Origin of the sequence: Psychrobacter sp. MES7-P7E (genome assembly GCF_002863645.1) — a bacterium.
Taxonomy (GTDB): domain Bacteria; phylum Pseudomonadota; class Gammaproteobacteria; order Pseudomonadales; family Moraxellaceae; genus Psychrobacter.
The window spans coordinates 26,229-43,640 of sequence record NZ_PJBU01000105.1 but is presented as its reverse complement, the minus strand read 5'-3'; the positions used below and the strand labels follow the sequence as shown (position 1 = coordinate 43,640).

General features: G+C 42.8%; 17 protein-coding genes. 10 read left to right on the top strand and 7 right to left on the bottom strand.

Annotation, left to right across the window (positions count from 1 at the left end; all coding sequences use genetic code 11):
* Positions 1-386 precede the first annotated feature (386 nt).
* Positions 387-1,250 (bottom strand): SDR family NAD(P)-dependent oxidoreductase, encoded by an 864-nt coding sequence (locus tag CXF62_RS09665; RefSeq protein ID WP_101204558.1) that lies wholly within the window; start codon positions 1,248-1,250, stop codon positions 387-389.
* A 227-nt stretch (positions 1,251-1,477) separates the two neighbouring features.
* Here CXF62_RS09665 and CXF62_RS09660 point away from each other — a divergent pair, with 227 nt between their 5' ends.
* Positions 1,478-1,750 carry a type II toxin-antitoxin system HicB family antitoxin gene (locus tag CXF62_RS09660; protein WP_101204557.1) on the top strand — a complete coding sequence of 91 codons (273 nt, stop codon included), beginning with the start codon at positions 1,478-1,480 and terminating at the stop codon, positions 1,748-1,750.
* 132 nt (positions 1,751-1,882) lie between these two features.
* On the opposite strand, the gene CXF62_RS09655 is transcribed toward CXF62_RS09660, so the two are convergent.
* Positions 1,883-3,064, bottom strand: a complete 1,182-nt coding sequence (locus tag CXF62_RS09655) for an MFS transporter (RefSeq protein ID WP_101204556.1) — start codon at positions 3,062-3,064, stop codon at positions 1,883-1,885.
* Positions 3,065-3,329: 265 nt separating this feature from the next.
* On the opposite strand from CXF62_RS09655, the gene CXF62_RS09650 reads away from it, so the two are divergent.
* Both CXF62_RS09650 and CXF62_RS09645 read left to right on the top strand, forming a co-directional pair.
* Positions 3,330-4,709 (top strand): aminotransferase-like domain-containing protein, encoded by a 1,380-nt coding sequence (locus CXF62_RS09650; protein ID WP_102094155.1) that lies wholly within the window; start codon positions 3,330-3,332, stop codon positions 4,707-4,709.
* Positions 4,710-4,956: 247 nt separating this feature from the next.
* Complete coding sequence (locus CXF62_RS09645; protein ID WP_102094153.1) at positions 4,957-5,928, top strand: EamA family transporter; 972 nt, start codon at positions 4,957-4,959, stop codon at positions 5,926-5,928.
* Positions 5,929-5,994: 66 nt separating this feature from the next.
* Here the strand turns inward: CXF62_RS09645 and CXF62_RS09640 are convergent, their stop codons facing one another.
* The 3 genes from CXF62_RS09640 to CXF62_RS09630 all read right to left on the bottom strand — a co-directional run bounded on the left by CXF62_RS09640 (position 5,995) and on the right by CXF62_RS09630 (position 9,599).
* The gene (locus CXF62_RS09640; protein ID WP_102094151.1) at positions 5,995-7,122 is read right to left on the bottom strand and encodes a M14 family metallopeptidase; all 1,128 of its coding nucleotides are present in this window, start codon (positions 7,120-7,122) and stop codon (positions 5,995-5,997) included.
* 208 nt (positions 7,123-7,330) lie between these two features.
* The gene (locus CXF62_RS09635; RefSeq protein WP_102094150.1) at positions 7,331-8,875 is read right to left on the bottom strand and encodes an ATP-binding protein; all 1,545 of its coding nucleotides are present in this window, start codon (positions 8,873-8,875) and stop codon (positions 7,331-7,333) included.
* A 1-nt stretch (position 8,876) separates the two neighbouring features.
* Positions 8,877-9,599 carry a heavy metal response regulator transcription factor gene (locus tag CXF62_RS09630; RefSeq protein WP_102094148.1) on the bottom strand — a complete coding sequence of 241 codons (723 nt, stop codon included), beginning with the start codon at positions 9,597-9,599 and terminating at the stop codon, positions 8,877-8,879.
* Between the two features lie 420 nt (positions 9,600-10,019).
* On the opposite strand from CXF62_RS09630, the gene CXF62_RS09625 reads away from it, so the two are divergent.
* The 7 genes from CXF62_RS09625 to CXF62_RS09595 all read left to right on the top strand — a co-directional run bounded on the left by CXF62_RS09625 (position 10,020) and on the right by CXF62_RS09595 (position 15,725).
* Entirely contained in the window at positions 10,020-10,304 is a 285-nt protein-coding gene (locus CXF62_RS09625; RefSeq protein ID WP_101204550.1) for a hypothetical protein, read from the top strand.
* Positions 10,305-10,481: 177 nt separating this feature from the next.
* Entirely contained in the window at positions 10,482-10,778 is a 297-nt protein-coding gene (locus CXF62_RS09620; RefSeq protein WP_227522875.1) for a hypothetical protein, read from the top strand.
* A 194-nt stretch (positions 10,779-10,972) separates the two neighbouring features.
* Positions 10,973-11,566 (top strand): c-type cytochrome, encoded by a 594-nt coding sequence (locus tag CXF62_RS09615; protein WP_101204549.1) that lies wholly within the window; start codon positions 10,973-10,975, stop codon positions 11,564-11,566.
* A 140-nt stretch (positions 11,567-11,706) separates the two neighbouring features.
* Positions 11,707-12,360, top strand: coding sequence for a DUF411 domain-containing protein (locus CXF62_RS09610; protein WP_102094147.1), 654 nt, complete (start codon positions 11,707-11,709; stop codon positions 12,358-12,360).
* A 117-nt stretch (positions 12,361-12,477) separates the two neighbouring features.
* Positions 12,478-14,178 (top strand): copper resistance system multicopper oxidase, encoded by a 1,701-nt coding sequence (locus tag CXF62_RS09605; RefSeq protein ID WP_102094145.1) that lies wholly within the window; start codon positions 12,478-12,480, stop codon positions 14,176-14,178.
* A gap of 25 nt (positions 14,179-14,203) precedes the next feature.
* Positions 14,204-15,214: a copper resistance protein B gene (locus CXF62_RS09600; protein WP_102094144.1), complete on the top strand. Its 1,011-nt coding sequence runs from the start codon at positions 14,204-14,206 to the stop codon at positions 15,212-15,214.
* A 43-nt stretch (positions 15,215-15,257) separates the two neighbouring features.
* Positions 15,258-15,725, top strand: coding sequence for a DUF305 domain-containing protein (locus CXF62_RS09595; RefSeq protein WP_101204545.1), 468 nt, complete (start codon positions 15,258-15,260; stop codon positions 15,723-15,725).
* A gap of 35 nt (positions 15,726-15,760) precedes the next feature.
* Here the strand turns inward: CXF62_RS09595 and CXF62_RS09590 are convergent, their stop codons facing one another.
* Together CXF62_RS09590 and CXF62_RS09585 are read right to left on the bottom strand one after the other, a co-directional pair.
* A complete protein-coding gene (locus CXF62_RS09590; protein ID WP_101204544.1) occupies positions 15,761-15,982 on the bottom strand; it encodes a putative antibiotic biosynthesis monooxygenase in 222 nt (73 codons plus the stop codon).
* Positions 15,983-16,153: 171 nt separating this feature from the next.
* Positions 16,154-17,293, bottom strand: a complete 1,140-nt coding sequence (locus CXF62_RS09585; RefSeq protein ID WP_101204543.1) for an alkene reductase — start codon at positions 17,291-17,293, stop codon at positions 16,154-16,156.
* Positions 17,294-17,412: the final 119 nt, after the last annotated feature.

The following is a 17,412-nucleotide window of genomic DNA, read 5'->3' as shown; positions in this document are numbered from 1 at the left end:
TTTTTTTTGAGTAGCTTATCTATGTTTGGCATATCTATTAAGTAAGTAGAGTTCAATAATATACGTTGTGTATTACAACTACTTTTGCAAGAGGTCTAATATTGTGTCCTGTTTTTAATAAGAAAGTTTTTAATAATAAAATTTGAAAATATAGTTAGGGCGTGTCCTCAATTCAATCAATAGTCATCTAAATGGGTTAAAAATGGCTAAACCTTGCCAAACAGCGTCAAATCGCTGGTTAATATCCCGATATTATCTGCACTATTTTCCTCGTTTGACGGCAATTTACCTCATTTTTATCACCATTTTTGAAATGAAGATACGCCCTAGTAATGGTTTAATTGTTTGAAATTCATTGATGCCGCAAAATATAAATCTTATGCATCTTATGCAAAAATTGACTGCAATAATGTTTGAGTCTGCTGCTCAAGCTCTGCAATGGCTGCTTGGTTTAAAGCATCAGCATGTGGTCGACCAAATTCTCCTCTTGCATCGCCATGTGCGCCACCTTTGATGTCGTTATCAAAGTATGTACCAGTATCGTCAGCGAACTCATCCGAGATGGCCAACTCCGTTAGGATATTTGCGCCTTTGTCTGCTGATGACCAATGCTGACCATACGCTTCGTTAGCCATTTTTGTATTCAGTAGCGAACCTGGGTTAACGGCGATGACATTGATATCGTTGCTAACGACTGTGTCAGCTAATGCCATACTCCACATGGTTAATGCCAGCTTACTTTGGGCATAAGCATCTTTATCATCGAGGCGGGTTTGACCTGCAAGTGCTTGATAAGATATTGACGCTTGCGCAGCTGAGCTTAAGTTCACGATACGCGCTTGCTTAGACTGCTTGAGCAAAGGCAACAAAGCATTGGTCAGCTCATAAGGCGCTAGGTAATTGACTACGAAACGTACATCCAAACCGTCTTTCGTCATTGCTGATGCCGTAGTATAAATCCCTGCATTATTTATGAGCACATCAAGCTTGGTCAGTTTTTCATTGACGTCTGCTGCCATCTTTAGCACATCCGTTAGATCAGAAAAATCAGCCACAAACCCATCAATATTATCTACTGCTGCGCCTGTCGCGACTGCTCGAACTTCTGCAATGACGCTAGCAAGCTTGTCAGCATCGCGGCCATGCAAGTACACTTGGTGCCCAGCTTCTACCAGTTTTAACGCTGCCAATTTGCCAATGCCATCTGTGCTGCCAGTAATTAAAATTGTTTTAGTGGTATTCAGAGTCATAAACCGCCCTTATTGTTTGAATTATTGTTTCAGTTTTGGATACCTGTTCTATTTTATCCGTCGTGATAGCGTCCATTGTAATGAAAGTGTTGTGGGTCAAACAGTAGCCATCACCTAAAACACTTTCAATATAATTTTGAAAGTGAATTATATTTAAGAGGTTATGTAGAGCATTATCTAAGCGGTTGCTAGTTATACTTAGGTTCAAACTTCATGAGGAATGTTAAATGCAGTATCCCATAGCAATTACACCAAGTAATAAAACAACAGCTTATGGCATATTTATCCCAGACATAGTGGGTTGCTATTCAGCCAGCGATGAACGTGCAGATATCTCTAATAATGCTAAAGAAGCGATTATGCTCCATCTAAAAGGATTGATAGAAGACGGTGAAGCCATTCCTCTACCTACCGATAGTACTAAACATAAAGATAATCTAGATTTTGAAGGAATGGATTGGGCAGTAGTAGATATTCAGATACATGAGCTATATGAATGACATCAAAGAACCACTCATGCCTGTCAGATATAATAAATGAACTAAAAAAATTCACATAACAAAAAGGACAAGTAATCTAATCATGAAAAATTAAAAAGATAATGAATAGAAAACTGCATTATCAATCTTATTTTAAGTCACGCTATGCAAATTGGCGTTCGAATGACGTCCAGTCCTCAACATAGGTTGACTGGCAAATAAGACAATCACACCAACTAATGAAAACACACCAAAGGCGTAGAATGCAGTAGCAGCACCATACCGATCCACAATCAAACCAGTAAAGATGACGGGTACACTAAGCCCTATATATGCCATCAGAAAATAGCCTGCACTTGCACGTGCCTGCTCATTTCCAGCAGATTTTGCGACTCCTAACATACCGCCTAAATAGACAAAGCCATAGCAACTAGTACTGGCCAAGAATGCCGCCAAAAGAATGACTGGTAGATTGGCGTTCAACGTCCCCCAAGCCAATAAAGCATAAGCCGGTAATAAGATCAAAAGACCAAGCTTGCTTGAGACTTGAGGGTCAAGCTTTCGGGCGATTGGCTGAACGATCAATCCACAACTGATGGCTAACATAGAGGATATCCCTGCATACTTAGCGAGTCCATGTGTGGCCAGTACTGAGGGAATAACTGACAGCACCAAACCTGTCGTCGCCCAACAAATCAAAATACTACTGCCATACCAAATGACTTCACGATTAAAATAAGGTAGCCGTAGCATAGATGTGGGCAAATTAGTGCGTTTAGGTGCTGTCTCTGGTAATTGATATAACAAAAACATAGCGAATATCCCACTCGCTAGCAGTAAGAAAAAACTGGCTGGCTGATCGGTTTCGTAAAACATTAAAGAAACTGTCGTCAATACAGGACCAAGACCAAAACCTATCGTCGTACTGGCCGTCACCCACGCTGTCGCACGCATCGTATCCGATGAGCCAAGCAGCTCAATCATATAGGCTGTCGCCGTAGCAGCCATCAGAGCAGTTCCCACACCCAGTACGAATCGCGCTACTGCTAATGCTCGCGTGTATGGATAAAATAACATAAGAGCCGTCGCTGCTACCGATAACGCTAAAGCTATTAAAATTGTCTTGCGCCGTCCAATCCGATCAGACAACCCACCAAAAGCCAACAATACAGGTATGACGCCTAATACATAAAAGGAAAACGCTATCGTAGTTGCTAGTACACCATAGCCATCATTGTGTGCGTAAACGGCATAAAGCGGCCCTTGGATATTGACGCTTGTCGTTATCACGCATAAGGCAAAGGCCAGATATTTATTATATTTTTTCGTGGTCATATATCGCTGCTTTTTGAAGAATTACCATTGAATTGACTGAGGTAAGTGTGATTCACAGTAGAATGACACCTACCTCTACATCGTTTACGTTCAATGATTAAAACAAAAGTACAGTAGGTTATCTATATACAATCCAGTACAATTAGACAGAACTGTTTGGTCTATAAAACCCATACAGTTCGGATATCCTACCCATATATTGTCCTAGCTATAACCTTAAGATAAAACCTTCACAAAATTCGCCTTACCAAAAATTGTAAAAAATATGAATAAAAAGCTAACACGTATCGAAGTTGTCATGGCTGACGTAAAAGAGAAAATAGCGACTGTCATCTACATGCCAGAGTCGCGACTACCCTCCGTCCGTGCCGCTGCCAAAGATTATGGGTTCTCGCCATCTACCGTGGTTGAAGCCTATGAACGCCTGCAAACTGAGGGAATCATCTACTCCCGTCCTGGCGCAGGGTTTTATGTGGCAGAAACTACAGCGCCGCTATCATTGACAGATATAGCACCAAAAATTGACCGAGTGGTAGATCCGTTGTGGGTATCGCGGCAGTCACTGGAGCCACCCGATGGCGCGCTAAAGCCAGGCTGCGGCTGGTTACCAGCGGACTGGCTGTTTGAGGCAGGTATACGCCGTGGTCTACGAAATGTGGCAAAGGCTGACGCGTCCATTATCAGTGAGTATGCAACGCCGCTAGGACTGTTAACATTGCGCCAATTACTCACACGGCGTATGGCAGGATTAAGTATCAATGCAGAGCCATCACAGGTTATATTGACGGATTCAGGCACTCAGGCGATAGATTTGATTTTTCGATTTTTGCTGACGCCGGGTGACACGGTCATCGTCGATGATCCTTGTTATTTTAACTTTCGAGCACAGCTGCTTGCCCATCGGGTCAAAGTGGTTGGTGTGCCTTATACGCCAAATGGGCCAGATATAGATGCCTTTGCAGCGATTTTAGATGAGTGTAAGCCGCGCCTGTACATCACCAATGCTGCCATTCATAATCCTACGGGCGCAACGTTATCACCTGCTACGGCATACCGTGTATTACAATTGGCTCAGACTGCTGATTTGTACATTATCGAAGACGATATTTTTGCAGATTTTGAAGTCAAGCCTGCGGCGAGATTGGCGGCTTTGGATGGGTTATCACGAGTATTCTATATAGGCAGTTTTTCTAAAACGTTATCAGCATCCCTACGCTGTGGTTATATTGCAGCGCCTACAGAGTGGGTTGAGAGTTTGGTAGATTTAAAGATAGCGACTGGCTTTGGTGGCAGTCAGTTAGCAGCGGCGGTTGTGTTCTCAGCATTGACTGATAGCGGCTACCGTAAGCATATGAATGATATCCATACTCGGCTGGCAAGCGCGCGTACTCATACGCTACCACGATTGGCCAAATTAGGCATCGTACCGTGGCTGCTCCCACAAGCAGGTATGTTCCTATGGTGCCGATTACCTGAGAATAATAATGCGACCGAATTGGCCAATCGCTGCTTATCACAGGGTGTGGTATTGGCGCCGGGTAATGTTTTTAGCCAATCGGACAATGCTGAGAACTTTATGCGGTTCAATGTGGCGCAAATGAGTCATTCAAAAGTTTTCGAGGTATTGGCTCAATCGTTAGACTGACCAATCAGAAATTTATATATTCATTCCACTATTATAAAAGTATTACAGCGTTAACCTCGCTTGAAGTATCAAATGTACATCTATACTCGGTTGCCTTGTACTACTTTTAAATTGAATCGACTATAGTGCTAGTACCGTCCTATTATATAGTGACCTTTCGACTATAACTCTAAGTCTAAATATCAGCCAAACACAATCAAATCTAATCACTTCCGACAACGGATAATAACCCTCTAGGATAGCTCATATGTCCCCTATATATACTGCATTGGCTGTACTGGTTACCTTTATCTGGGGCGTAAATTTTACTTTTATTGCGTGGGGTCTTGAGAGCTTTCCGCCACTGATGCTTACCGCCCTGCGTTTTTTCTTTACTGCTGTGCCACTGGTTTTGTTTCTAAAGCCGCCTAAATTCAACCGTACCCTGTTTATTTATGCCATCGGTACATTTGTCATGCAGTATGCCTTTGTCTTTACAGCGATGCATCTGGGTTCATCCCCGGGGCTGACGGCACTACTGCTACAAATTCAGATTTTTATTACGGTATTGCTAGCGTACTTTATATTGGGTGAAGCAGTCAGCCGTATGCAAATCGTCGGTATGTTGGTCGGTGTACTAGGACTCAGCGTGATTGCGTTAAACCTTGGCGGTGATATGCCTTTGGCAGGGTTCATCTGTATTTTGATTGCGGCCATCGGTTGGAGCTTTGGTAATATTGCCTCCAAGCAAGTATCAAAACAGGCCTCAGAAAAAGCGTCAGAGCAAACGGCTCTAAAAGCGATGCAGCAAGCAACAAGGGTATCTGTTGCTACATCTAGCACTGGAAAAAATAAAGCCTCTGCTCTGTCTGCGCTAGCGCTGGTAGTCTGGGGCGGTCTCATTGCTTGCGTGATATTGACAATATCTTCTCTTACATTTGAGACTGATGCATGGCAGCTAGCGACATTTACTGAAGCATCGCTCAAGTCTTGGCTCTCACTTGGGTTTATCGTCTATATCTCAACCTTAATTGGCTTTGGCCTGTGGGCACACTTACTCAGTCAAAATACCGCCTCCAAGGTTATGCCGTTTGCGCTATTGGTGCCCATATTCGGTATGGTGACCTCAGTACTACTCACAGGAGAAGTAGTGACGTGGTGGAAAATGCTGGCCATGATGTTGATCTTATCAGGACTGCTATTGGCGAATGTGAAGATGAAAATAAAAAAAAGCTGCTAACGATGACTACTAAAACACTCGGCCATCATTAGCAGCTTTTTATTTTCTGCAGCTTTTTTTCTATAGTTATCGTAAATCATCCACGACAGCTAGCATTGCTACCAGTGATGCTTCCCCTAACTTGATAGAACGCTCGGGTGACCAACCCATCTCTTCATCGGGCAGATTATCATTGTCTTTAAATGGCATCTCTAACGTATTGGCGAGGCAATCAAAACGCTCTGCTACCCAATTGGTGGCAACGGTCATATTGGCAGCACCCGGCACATCAATCTCATAGCCAATCTCAGACTGAAAATCAGCACTGGCTAACTTTAATACCTCTGAAAATCTATCACGTAGTCCAGCAAGACGGTCACTGTAGCTTGGCGTCCCTTGTGACCCAGCGAGGAATACGTATGGCAATGCTTCATCACCATGCACATCATAAAATAGATCCACGCCTGTCGCTTCCATTTTATTAATCACATGAAATACTTCAGGGCTTTTGTCTAAGCTTGGACTTTGCCACTCACGGTTTAGATTGGTTCCGGCAGCATTAGTACGCAAGTGACCACGTACACTGCCATCAGGGTTCATATTAGGGACAATATAAAAATTGGCCTTGTCTAACAACTGCTTGCCAGTCGCATTATCACTATCTAACAAGCTATACAACAAACCCTCAATGAGCCATTCAGCCATCGTCTCACCTGGATGCTGACGAGCAGTAATCCATATATTGCGCTTACTAGCATCTCCGTCACCAATTTTGACTAGGGTCAAGTCACGTTTATCAAGTGTTTCGCCTAGATGCTCTAACGTCACTAGCGGATGCACTTGCACTGCGGCCAACAAATCTTGATGACGCTCATAGCTGTAAGGGGCAAAGTACGCAATTTGAATGGTTTCACATTCTAACTCTGCCACGATGGTCAACTTGCCATCTTTGTAAGAGGTTGGCAGACGGAACCAATGCTGACGATCATAAGAAGCCACCGCTTGGTAGTTCTCCCAACCCTCCAGATAAGAGGCCTCTCCTGCATTCAAAATATTGAGAACATACTGCTCCCCTATTTGACCTGACAGACGAAAGTTAAACCATTGAAAAAACTCGCCACCAACATCTGGACGAATCGCTAATTGAATGTCTTTTTTGTCATCTGCATTAATAATGTCAATGTTGCCTGCATCAAAATTAGCCGTGATATGCATAGTCATTCCCTAATTGATTTTTATGATTGTGTTTTAAGTATTATGTTCGTTATCGACTTACTCTTCTACCTATTGCCTTTTAATAATCTCTAGCTTTATATTGGGCACTAGACATACATTTACTTGGTCATTACCAGCTCGTTTTCAAGGCAACCATCTATCAAATTTATCTATTCAGATTGAATATCTATCGTTGACTACTAAAAGATTAAACGTCCGCTAATAACTCGACACTTACTTGAAAGTAATCATCGTCTTTTATAGTAATACTGACGTTACCATTATGCGCCCCAACGATAGACTGTACGATAGATAGCCCCAAACCTGTTCCTGTATGGCGATCTATTGTCTTGTGATGTCGATAGAAGCGCTCAAACAACTTATCTGCTTCACTTTGTGCCAATGGCTCATCTACTTGGTTGGTGATGGTGATTCGTAGAACGGCCTGTTTTGATTGTTGGAGGCTGGTTATCATTGTACCCACCATCTCATCTGAGTTTACTCTATCTGCACTAATGGTTATAACGCTATCTTGAGCAGCATAATAAATCGCATTCGATATCAGATTAGCAAAGAGCCTTTGTAATAAACTTTTATCTCCTAAAACAGCGCTGAACTCACCTTTGGTTTCAATAGCGATACCTCGGTCTTCTGCAATCATTTCGTAGTAATCAACGAGCTTGGTGATTAAACGGTCCGTATCCACGTGACTGATTTGCGAGTCACTCAATCCTTTTTGGGTTTTTGCCAGCAGCAGCATGTTGTTTATCATGGCCGACAGCTGCTCTAACGTGTCATGCTGATGATGTAGCTGCTCAATGTATTCATCACCAGCTCTCGGTTTATTTAACATGACTTGCGTTTGCGTGCTGAGTGTCGCTATTGGAGTGCGCAGCTCATGGGCGATATTGTCTGAAAACCGTGACAATGATTCAAAATTACTTTCAAGCTTGGCCATCATCGAATTGTAAGATTCTGCTAGTGGTCGCAGCTCTAACGGCATATCGCTGACCGTGACTCTATCATCCAATCTGTCAGGATTCATTCTTTTCATTTTTTGGACGATGGTCGCCAAAGGTGCAAAACCCCAGTACACACCCAATGCCGCTACTGAGACGAGCAACAAGGTAATCGCGAACAAAATCATACTAAGCTGACGATTGAACTGTAATAAATACTGATGATGCACATCTATAGGCAGTGCGATAAGCGCAAGCATTTTGTCGTCTTCAATGACCATTGCTCGATAATATCGGCTGTTGATATTCATCACAAACTGTTGCTTATCATTATCTTGTTTCAGTGATGATAGGTTAAACCCTTCCCCTAGCTCTTGAGCAAAGTTATTGGGGGTACTAGACAGTATCTGCCCTTCTTTATTAGCGATAATGGTTTTTAGATCGTAATCTAGCCAAGAAGAATGCTGATGATCAGCTTCATCTGATATCGCTGCGGTAGAAGTATCTCCATCAGGCATTACGTCAGGTGCCGCTCTTAGCGGCTGTTGACTATTCAATGGATATTGAGAGCTTGGTAGGGTTTGGGAAGTTATAGGGCTACTATCTATCACTCGTTTACGTAAGTTAAAAGCCGCATGAGTCATAATCTCAGCGTCCATTTGCTCGAAATGGCCTTTAACAGAACGTTGTATCCATATATAAATAATAACCTGCGATATAACAACAAATATTGTGAGCAATAGCACAGTACGCCATAATAGTGGCAAGCGCCGATTATCAAACCTATATTTCATATTAGACATTGCCAGCTTCGTGAGATGGTTTGCTATCAAGCGCTGTATCGACAGCTTCTAACCGATAGCCCATCCCGCGCACCGTATGAATCAGCTTTGAGTCATGATCATCGTCTATTTTTATACGAAGGCGCCTTATCGCCACATCAATCACATTGGTATCATTTTCAAAGTTCATATCCCATACTTGGGAGGCGATGATTGAGCGTGGAAGCACTTCACCGCGGCGCTCTAATAAAAACTGTAGTAAGGAAAACTCTTTTGCCGTGAGCTTAATAGGCTTATCTCCTCTATGCACCGTACGCTTGCCGATGTCCATCTTAAGATCCGCTATTTGCATAATCGTACTTTGATAGTCGGCTTGATTGGCACGTCGTAATAAGCTTTTCATCCTGACGATCAATTCTGCAAAGGCAAAAGGCTTGGTCAAATAATCATCGCCACCAATCTCAATCCCTTTTATCTTGTCACTTAAGTCATCTTTTGCGGTTAGAAATAGCACAGGCGTATGCTTGCCAGCCGCTCGGTAATTACGCACCAGCTCAAAGCCACTAACATCAGGCAGCATCACATCCATCAATATCACGCTAAATTCTTCCGTCATCAATGCATGATAGCCATCTAATCCTGTTAGCTGATGATCCACGATAAACCCAGCTTCGGTTAAGCCTTTTTTTATATACTCGCCAAGCTTCAATTCATCTTCTACCAGCAGTACTTTCATTGTAATTCCTCAATACGGTCATGATTGTTTAACGTTCTAACCAGCACAGGTGACAATATTGACTGGTAGCGGACAAAGATGTCATGTGCTCGTAATCAGACTGTCAGTTTTATTTTGCTAATCTATATAAACGGTACATAGGTGCTCGTTTCAATACTTAGCTACTATCCAATACTTAGGGCGTGTCCTCAATTCAAACGAGTGTCTCTAAATGGGCTAAAAACAGCTAAATTTTGCCAAACATCGTCAAATAATTGGTCAAATAATTGGTCAATATCTCGATATTATCTGCACTATTTTCCTCGTTTGACGGCAATTTATCTCATTTTTATCACCATTTTTAAAATGAGGACACGCCCTAGCTACTATGAATTATTTTTATCGGTAATCAATGTAAACAACTTACGAAAGAGGTTTTATATGAAAATTTATGGTTCGTTCAAAAAAGTAGTACTGCTTTCGGTATCTGTACTTATCGGTACTACCACTGCCAATGCGCATACGATTGATCTAAGCACTTCAATCATCAACAACTGCGACGCTGTGACTGAGTTTGCAAAAAACTTGGATCATAACGATGCTCAGCTCTCAAATTCACAAATGAAAAGCTATATCGATGCGAGAGTGGCTTGTGAGATTGAACACAAAGATCAACATCTACAGTCTGAAAAATACTTCATTAACAAATATGGTAGCGATAAGTGATATCAGCTCTGATGTCATACTAAAGGATTACTGACAACATTAAAAACCATAAATAGTAAGATGACAGAATTGTAATCTTACCGTCATCTCTCTGTCAGAATCACTAAAGTATGCTTTAAAGTAACTTAATATCTTAAAGTCTTTTCGACTACATACCAATTTAAATAAGGATTTACCATGTCATTATTCAAACCAATGCCACTGCTCAAATCAATGCCACTTTCTAAATCAATCGTAGCAACTGCTATAGCCTTAGTTGTTTCAACCTCTGCGTTGGCACACGATCCCAAAATGCACGCTGAAAAAGACCAAATGAACTGTGAGAAAATGCAAAAGCATATGCAGATGATGCAAAAAATGGATCATAGCAAAATGGATATGAATGATCCTGCTATGAAAGCCATGATGGCTAACATGAGCAAAATGAAAGCGATGTACCAAAAGCACTGTGTGAGCAGCGATAGCGATTCTTAAATATCAATTTATAAGTTCAATACTATAGTCAGTTCAATATAATTTCGATACAAGGAAACCGAGTGCAAGTTATACATTAATATGCTTAGCGAGGATGACGCTGTAGCGGATTTATATAGACTTGACTATATTGTCAGAGAAGCTGATCAAGCAGTAATGGGATATTAAATAAAATGGATTTTTAGGACAAACCTATGAAGTTTTTACTAGGAATACTGTTTACTGTCTTTGTCGCTATTGTGGGCATTTTTATGGTGGTGACTAGTGGCATGATAAATATCGGTGCTGATCGAGCTCATAGTCCGCTGGTTTACGATTTTTTAGAAACTGCCCGCACACGCTCGATTGAACATGCCAGTAAGAATATTTTGGTTCCCAATTTAAAAAAGGCGGAGATGATCAGCTCGGGCGGTGCAGATTACAAAGATATGTGTGCAGGCTGTCATTTATCTCCTGGCGTCAACAGCACAGATTTAAATAGCGGTATGTACCCAAAGCCTCCTAACTTTACTCAGGCGGATATCGTTAAGCGCTATCGAAACGAGGCTGGTGCCAGACAAAGCTTTTGGGCGATTAAACATGGCATTATGGCGTCTGGCATGCCCGCTTGGGGCGCTACTCACGATGATGACAGAATATGGGCGATGGTTGCTTTTATTAGATCGCTACCTGACTTAAATGAAAACCAGTACACCATGCTAACGACTCGGTTAGACGATAGTATGTTGGATATGTCATTTGATGGTGAGATGAATATGTCAGGTGATGGATCCGAAATGCAACATTGATTTTTTGTAAAAAATGCAGTGCTCAATAGTGCTGCTTTTTGCGATTTGAGTTTTAAGCTTTGCTAGCACTATTTTATCCAGTGATGTGGCTCTAATTTTTATAATATTTAATCGTCAGACAGACGCTCGGGAGTGGTTTTATGAGACGCTATACTAATAGATTTATTAATGAACATAATCTGATATCTGGCCGTGTGCTCTCGGCGATCGTGGTATTGCCATTATCGTTAACGATTGCCGCTTGTAATCAACCTAATTCCGCTGCTGCTGAATCAACACCAGCGACTGAGCCAACTATTGCTACGCAAAACGTGCAAACTACGCAAACGGAGCAGCCAACAGCTGAAATAATGCCAGTCAGCGCTCCTTCAGATACCCAATCAACTATCCTAAAAAACATCTCAGCCACCGTCTATAAAGATGCCAATTGCGGCTGTTGCAAAGAATGGGTCGGTTATGCCGAAGGTCATGGTCTAAACGCAACCGCACAGAATGTCGAAGACGTGTCCTTGTTTAAAGAGCGATACAGCGTACCGCAGCAAATGCGCTCTTGCCATACCACCGTCACTACTGATGGCTACGTATTTGAAGGTCATGTCCCTGCTAAGTATATGGCGCAGTTCCTAAAAAACCCGCCAAGTGATGCGATTGGCCTTGCTGTCCCGAGCATGCCAGTCGGTAGCCCAGGTATGGAATACCAAGATAAATTTATGCCATATAAAGTGATGCAGCTTAATAAAGATGGCTCAACAGCTATTTATGCAACTATTGACTCACCGCAGCAGCAAATCTAGCTTGGTTGTCGTTTAAATAGCTTATCCAGCTCTATTAATAAGCGGCCAAAGTCATATACTTAGCTGATAAATATAGACTCGACTCTCACTTTATAGATATAAATCAGGTGAATTATTATGAACACAACTATGTTTAACCGCAGGCGTTTTTTGACAGGATCTTCTACCTTGTTAGGGGCATCCATGCTGTCCACCCTACCGTCTATTGCCAATAGTGCGCTCGGTAAAGGCCAGCAGAATGTAGCCATCAACAGTGATAAAGCCGACCATATCGTACCTATCTTAACTGGGAATGAGTTTGATCTGTATGTCAGCAAGAAGCCCGTCACTGTCAATGGCAAGTCGAGTATGGCAACACTGATTAATGACTCGCTACCAGCACCAACGCTAAAGATGCGTGAAGGCGATACCGTAACTATCCGTGTTCATAACCAGATGAATGAGTCAACCTCTATTCATTGGCATGGCTTGCTGGTACCTTTTGAGATGGATGGGGTGCCAGGTATCAGTTTCGATGGTATTCCCGCGAACAGCACCTTTACCTATAAATTCAAACTTAAACAATCAGGCACCTATTGGTATCACTCACACAGTGGCTTTCAAGAGCAAACCGGTATGCTTGGTGCTATCGTCATTGAACCCAAAGGCCGTGAGCGTCATCCTATCGAGGAAGACCATGTAATCGTGCTGAGTGATTGGACGCACCGCGATCCGCACAATCTCTTGAAATTGCTCAAACAGCGCGCTGACTTTGATAATTATCATCTGCCAGATTTCAAAAAACTATTGTCTGATATCGCCGCAACAGATTTAGAAGCCGCTTATGACAAGCGCAAAATGTGGAATCAGATGCGCATGATGCCGACGGATTTTACTGATTTATCTGGCGAAAAGACCTTTACCTATCTGATGAATGGTAAGACCACAGCGGCTAATTGGACAAAGCTAGTAAAAGCAGGACAGCCCGTTAAATTACGCTTTATCAATGCTTCAGCGCAAACCATTTTTGATGTGCGTATACCGGGTCTCAAAATGACTGTGGTGGCAACAGATGGTATTGATATCGCACCTGTTGCGATTGATGATTTCCGCATTGGCGTGGCTGAGACCTATGATGTCATCGTCACGCCTACTCAAGATGCACATACGATATTTGCCCAAAATATCGATCGTTCAGGCTATGTCGCGACCACGCTTGCGACCAAGAAAGGCGCTCGTGCTGCAATACCTGCTATGGATCAGATCGAATGGCTGACCATGGCCGATATGATGGGTGCGATGGGTGATAAAGGCTACAAAGCAAAGCATGCCAAGACCGAGTATGACTTTAAATCTGATATGCGTGTCGACAGTCCACGTATGAACCTAGATGATCCCGGTATCAACCTGCGTAATATCAATCGTGACGTACTGAATTATAGTCAGCTGCGCTCTGTCGATGAGGCCATATTTGTAGAGCAGCGTAAGCCTACCCGAGAGATTGAGCTACATTTAACGGGTAACATGGAGCGCTATATTTGGGCTTTAGATGGTGTCATGTTTAAGGATGCAACGCCTGTCAATATTAAGCCTAACGAGCGCGTGCGTATCACCTTAGTTAATGACACGATGATGAACCACCCTATGCATCTGCATGGTATGTGGAGCGACTTGCGCACGCCATCTGGAGACTTTCAGGTACGTAAACATACGATTGTGGTGCAGCCTGCGCAAAAGATTAGCTTCGATGTGACGGGTGAATTTGGACGATGGGCGTGGCATTGCCACCTGCTTTATCACATGGAAGCTGGTATGTTCCGAGAAGTTGCCGTCGTTTAACAAACCTTCGAATATGAGGCTTATTATGAAAATATCTAAGAAAAATCTGCCATTCATTGGTTTGTCATCACTAGTCTTGCTCGCATCATCTTTTGCAGCAGCTGCTGAGATGTCGAATATGGATCACAGCGGCATGGATATGTCCGGTGATATGTCTGATATGGATCACAGCGGCATGGATATGTCAGGCGATATGTCTGGTATGGATCATAGTGGCATGGATATGTCGGGTGATATGTCTAGTATGGACCACAGCGGCATGGATATGTCAGGCGATATGTCTGATATGGAGCACAGCAGTATGGATATGTCGGGTATGCAAGGTGGGCAGCCACCAGCTGATGCTCGCAGTCCAGACTATTCAAATGGGGTTCCATACGGGCAGTATGGTAAACCCATGATGATGGGCAGCATGCCATTATGGGGAGTCTCAGTAGACGACTTGGGCTATCAGTTTGATGAGGATCAAATCAACTTCGAAGCGATGGGTTGGTATGGTACTGATAGTAACCGTATAAGACTACGCACGGAAGGTAGTGCTCAGACTAAAGATGATAAAGAAATCGATAGCTTGAGCTCGCTTGCTTATTGGAAACCACTGAGCATTTTCTGGAATGGTGAAGCTGGTGTCGCTTACGATACTGAAAACGATAACGCTGCCATAATGGCAGGTATTGTCGGTACCGCGCCTTATTTTATCGAAACGGATGCGAGAGCCTACTTATATACCGATGGTCAACTTCGTCTTGATTTGGGCGCAGAGTACGAATGGCGTTTGGATCAGCATTGGGTAGTCATACCGGAGGTTGGACTGACTGCCTTTAGTAAAGATGACCATGATAATGGTATTACCAAAGGCTTTAATGAGATGGAAACTGAGGTCAGGCTGACTTACGAGACATTCAGTCGCCAGCTAGCTCCTTATGTAGGTGTTAGTTATGAGACAGCGCTTGGCAAGGCTCGTGGCCAACGACGTCAAGAAAATGAATCAGTTGATAGCAGTAGTTTGACTGCGGGGGTTAAATTCTGGTTTTAACTGTCTACCCATTTTAATTTAACAAAACAATGGAGGTCATATCATGGAAGCTTCTAAGCAAAAAAATATGAACCCTTATGTAAAATTCACCTTAATGATTCTGACATCGACTGTCATCATGTATATCATGATGTATTTTAACACCTACCAGTGGGATCACATTTACTTTAGTGAAACCCGAGCTTATATGGCGCTATATATGGGTGCCGGTATGGCAGTCGTCATGTTGGCATTTATGACCAATATGTATAAAAAGACCAAGGTCAATTTGATGATCTATGGTCTAAGTGTATTGATGTTTGCAGTTGGTATCTGGGGCGTTAGATCTCAAGCGACTGTCGATCAAGTCGATTGGATGCAGGCGATGATACCGCATCACTCGATTGCCATTCTCACCAGTAGCCGCGCTGATATTGAAGATCCGCGTGTACAAAAGCTTGCTGATGATATTATAAAAGCACAAAAACGTGAAATTGATGAAATGAAGCAGTTGATTGATGAGCTTGAATAAGAGAATGGTGTACCAGTGAACGCTGCGAAAAGTGATCACTCTTTTCTGCTCAGACGCTCAATGACCCAGCCTGCTAGTGGGAAAGACACCAACTGTGTCAGTGGAACAAGTATTATCGTTTCAATTAATACCACCACTGGCAGGCTTAATCCTTGGGTCACAGGCTTCAATAACGTCAATACGATTAGGAGCGTTGGATAAAGTCCGACATATCCTATCAATATGCGTATAAGTCTGTCTTTGGAATTCTGATTCATTGCCTACTACCTATTGATAAAACGATAAAAGAAAAACCTTTAAGCGACAAAAACAATAATTGTCGCTTAAAGATTGACTGTCTGTGAATATCCAACAAGTCACAAATTTATAAATGAAAATAAGGCCATTAGTATTAATGGCCTTATCTCAGTCACTGTTTATGTACTTTGCTATTCTTGATAGTAAGGATAATCACTGTAGCCCACATCAGTACCACCATACATCGTGGTAGGATCTACTTCATTCAATGGCCAGTTATTGGCAATACGCTCTGGCAGATCAGGATTGGCGATAAAAGGACGACCAAACGCGAATAAATCACCGTAGCCTTTTTCTAAAATGTTCACAGCTTTTTGTACCGTGTACTTGCCAGCATAAATAATACGGCCTGAAAACTCTTCTCTGACTGCTTGATAAAAAGTGTCTGGTAAATCAGGCGCATTATCCCAATCAGCTTCTGCAATGGACAAATAAGCAATACCCGCTTGCTCAAGCAATTTGACTGCTTCGACATAGGTATGATGGGGATCTGACTCTACCAAGCCTAAATACACGCGCGTCTCATCCGTACTCGCAAATAATGGCGCAAAGCGTACGCCTAAACGATCAGCACCCACCACATCACTGACAGCAGCGACGATTTCTTTTAAGAAGCGCAAACGATTGGTCAACGACCCACCATATTGATCATCACGGTGATTGGTGTGCTCAGAGATAAACTGATTGACCAAATAACCGTTAGCACAATGCAGCTCTACCCCATCAAAACCCGCCTCCAATGCATTGCGCGCAGCGGCCGCATACATCGTTACCAACTCACCAACTTCATCGGTACTGAGAGCGCGTGGCTCACTTGGATCAGCCAATGCACCTGCACCTGGACCTGTTTCAATAAATACTTTGACGTTATCAGCGGTAATATCAGACGGCCCTACCGGCTGAGCACCATTAGGCTGCAAGCTGGTGTGCGACACACGGCCTACATGCCAAAGCTGAGCAAAAATAATACCGCCTTTGTCATGTACTGCTTGCGTGACTTTTTTCCAGCCTTCAACTTGGGCTGGTGAATGGATACCCGGTGTCCAAGCATAACCTTGACCTCTTGGCTCAATCTGCGTACCTTCCGTCACCATAAAGCCTGCTGACGCACGCTGTGCATAATAGCTGGCCATTAAGTCATTAGGGATATTGTCAGGTTGCGTGCTACGAGAGCGTGTCAATGGCGGCATTACGATACGGTTGTTGAGCGTATAAGGCCCAAGTGCTACAGAGGAAAATAATGTCTTTGTACCTGGAATAGTTTGTGTCATAAGTATCTCTTTTAAAGCAGCTGATGGCTTATTATTGAATGTATTGAGCCTGTTTTAATGCTTAACAGCTCATTTAGTGGCTACTTAAGCAATGTTGGTCAGCATAGCGTTTTGCAGGT

Bases quoted from the DNA above. Each gene is read 5' to 3' on its own strand.
- CXF62_RS09640 (WP_102094151.1), bottom strand. From the start codon at position 7,122: ATGCATATCACGGCTAATTTTGATGCAGGCAACATTGACATTATTAAT.
- CXF62_RS09600 (WP_102094144.1), top strand. From the start codon at position 14,204: ATGAAAATATCTAAGAAAAATCTGCCATTCATTGGTTTGTCATCACTA.
- CXF62_RS09630 (WP_102094148.1), bottom strand. From the start codon at position 9,599: ATGAAAGTACTGCTGGTAGAAGATGAATTGAAGCTTGGCGAGTATATA.
- CXF62_RS09615 (WP_101204549.1), top strand. From the start codon at position 10,973: ATGAAGTTTTTACTAGGAATACTGTTTACTGTCTTTGTCGCTATTGTG.
- CXF62_RS09625 (WP_101204550.1), top strand. From the start codon at position 10,020: ATGAAAATTTATGGTTCGTTCAAAAAAGTAGTACTGCTTTCGGTATCT.
- CXF62_RS09645 (WP_102094153.1), top strand. From the start codon at position 4,957: ATGTCCCCTATATATACTGCATTGGCTGTACTGGTTACCTTTATCTGG.
- CXF62_RS09590 (WP_101204544.1), bottom strand. From the start codon at position 15,982: ATGAATCAGAATTCCAAAGACAGACTTATACGCATATTGATAGGATAT.
- CXF62_RS09635 (WP_102094150.1), bottom strand. From the start codon at position 8,875: ATGAAATATAGGTTTGATAATCGGCGCTTGCCACTATTATGGCGTACT.
- CXF62_RS09660 (WP_101204557.1), top strand. From the start codon at position 1,478: ATGCAGTATCCCATAGCAATTACACCAAGTAATAAAACAACAGCTTAT.
- CXF62_RS09585 (WP_101204543.1), bottom strand. From the start codon at position 17,293: ATGACACAAACTATTCCAGGTACAAAGACATTATTTTCCTCTGTAGCA.
- CXF62_RS09595 (WP_101204545.1), top strand. From the start codon at position 15,258: ATGGAAGCTTCTAAGCAAAAAAATATGAACCCTTATGTAAAATTCACC.
- CXF62_RS09655 (WP_101204556.1), bottom strand. From the start codon at position 3,064: ATGACCACGAAAAAATATAATAAATATCTGGCCTTTGCCTTATGCGTG.
- CXF62_RS09605 (WP_102094145.1), top strand. From the start codon at position 12,478: ATGAACACAACTATGTTTAACCGCAGGCGTTTTTTGACAGGATCTTCT.
- CXF62_RS09620 (WP_227522875.1), top strand. From the start codon at position 10,482: ATGTCATTATTCAAACCAATGCCACTGCTCAAATCAATGCCACTTTCT.
- CXF62_RS09650 (WP_102094155.1), top strand. From the start codon at position 3,330: ATGAATAAAAAGCTAACACGTATCGAAGTTGTCATGGCTGACGTAAAA.
- CXF62_RS09610 (WP_102094147.1), top strand. From the start codon at position 11,707: ATGAGACGCTATACTAATAGATTTATTAATGAACATAATCTGATATCT.
- CXF62_RS09665 (WP_101204558.1), bottom strand. From the start codon at position 1,250: ATGACTCTGAATACCACTAAAACAATTTTAATTACTGGCAGCACAGAT.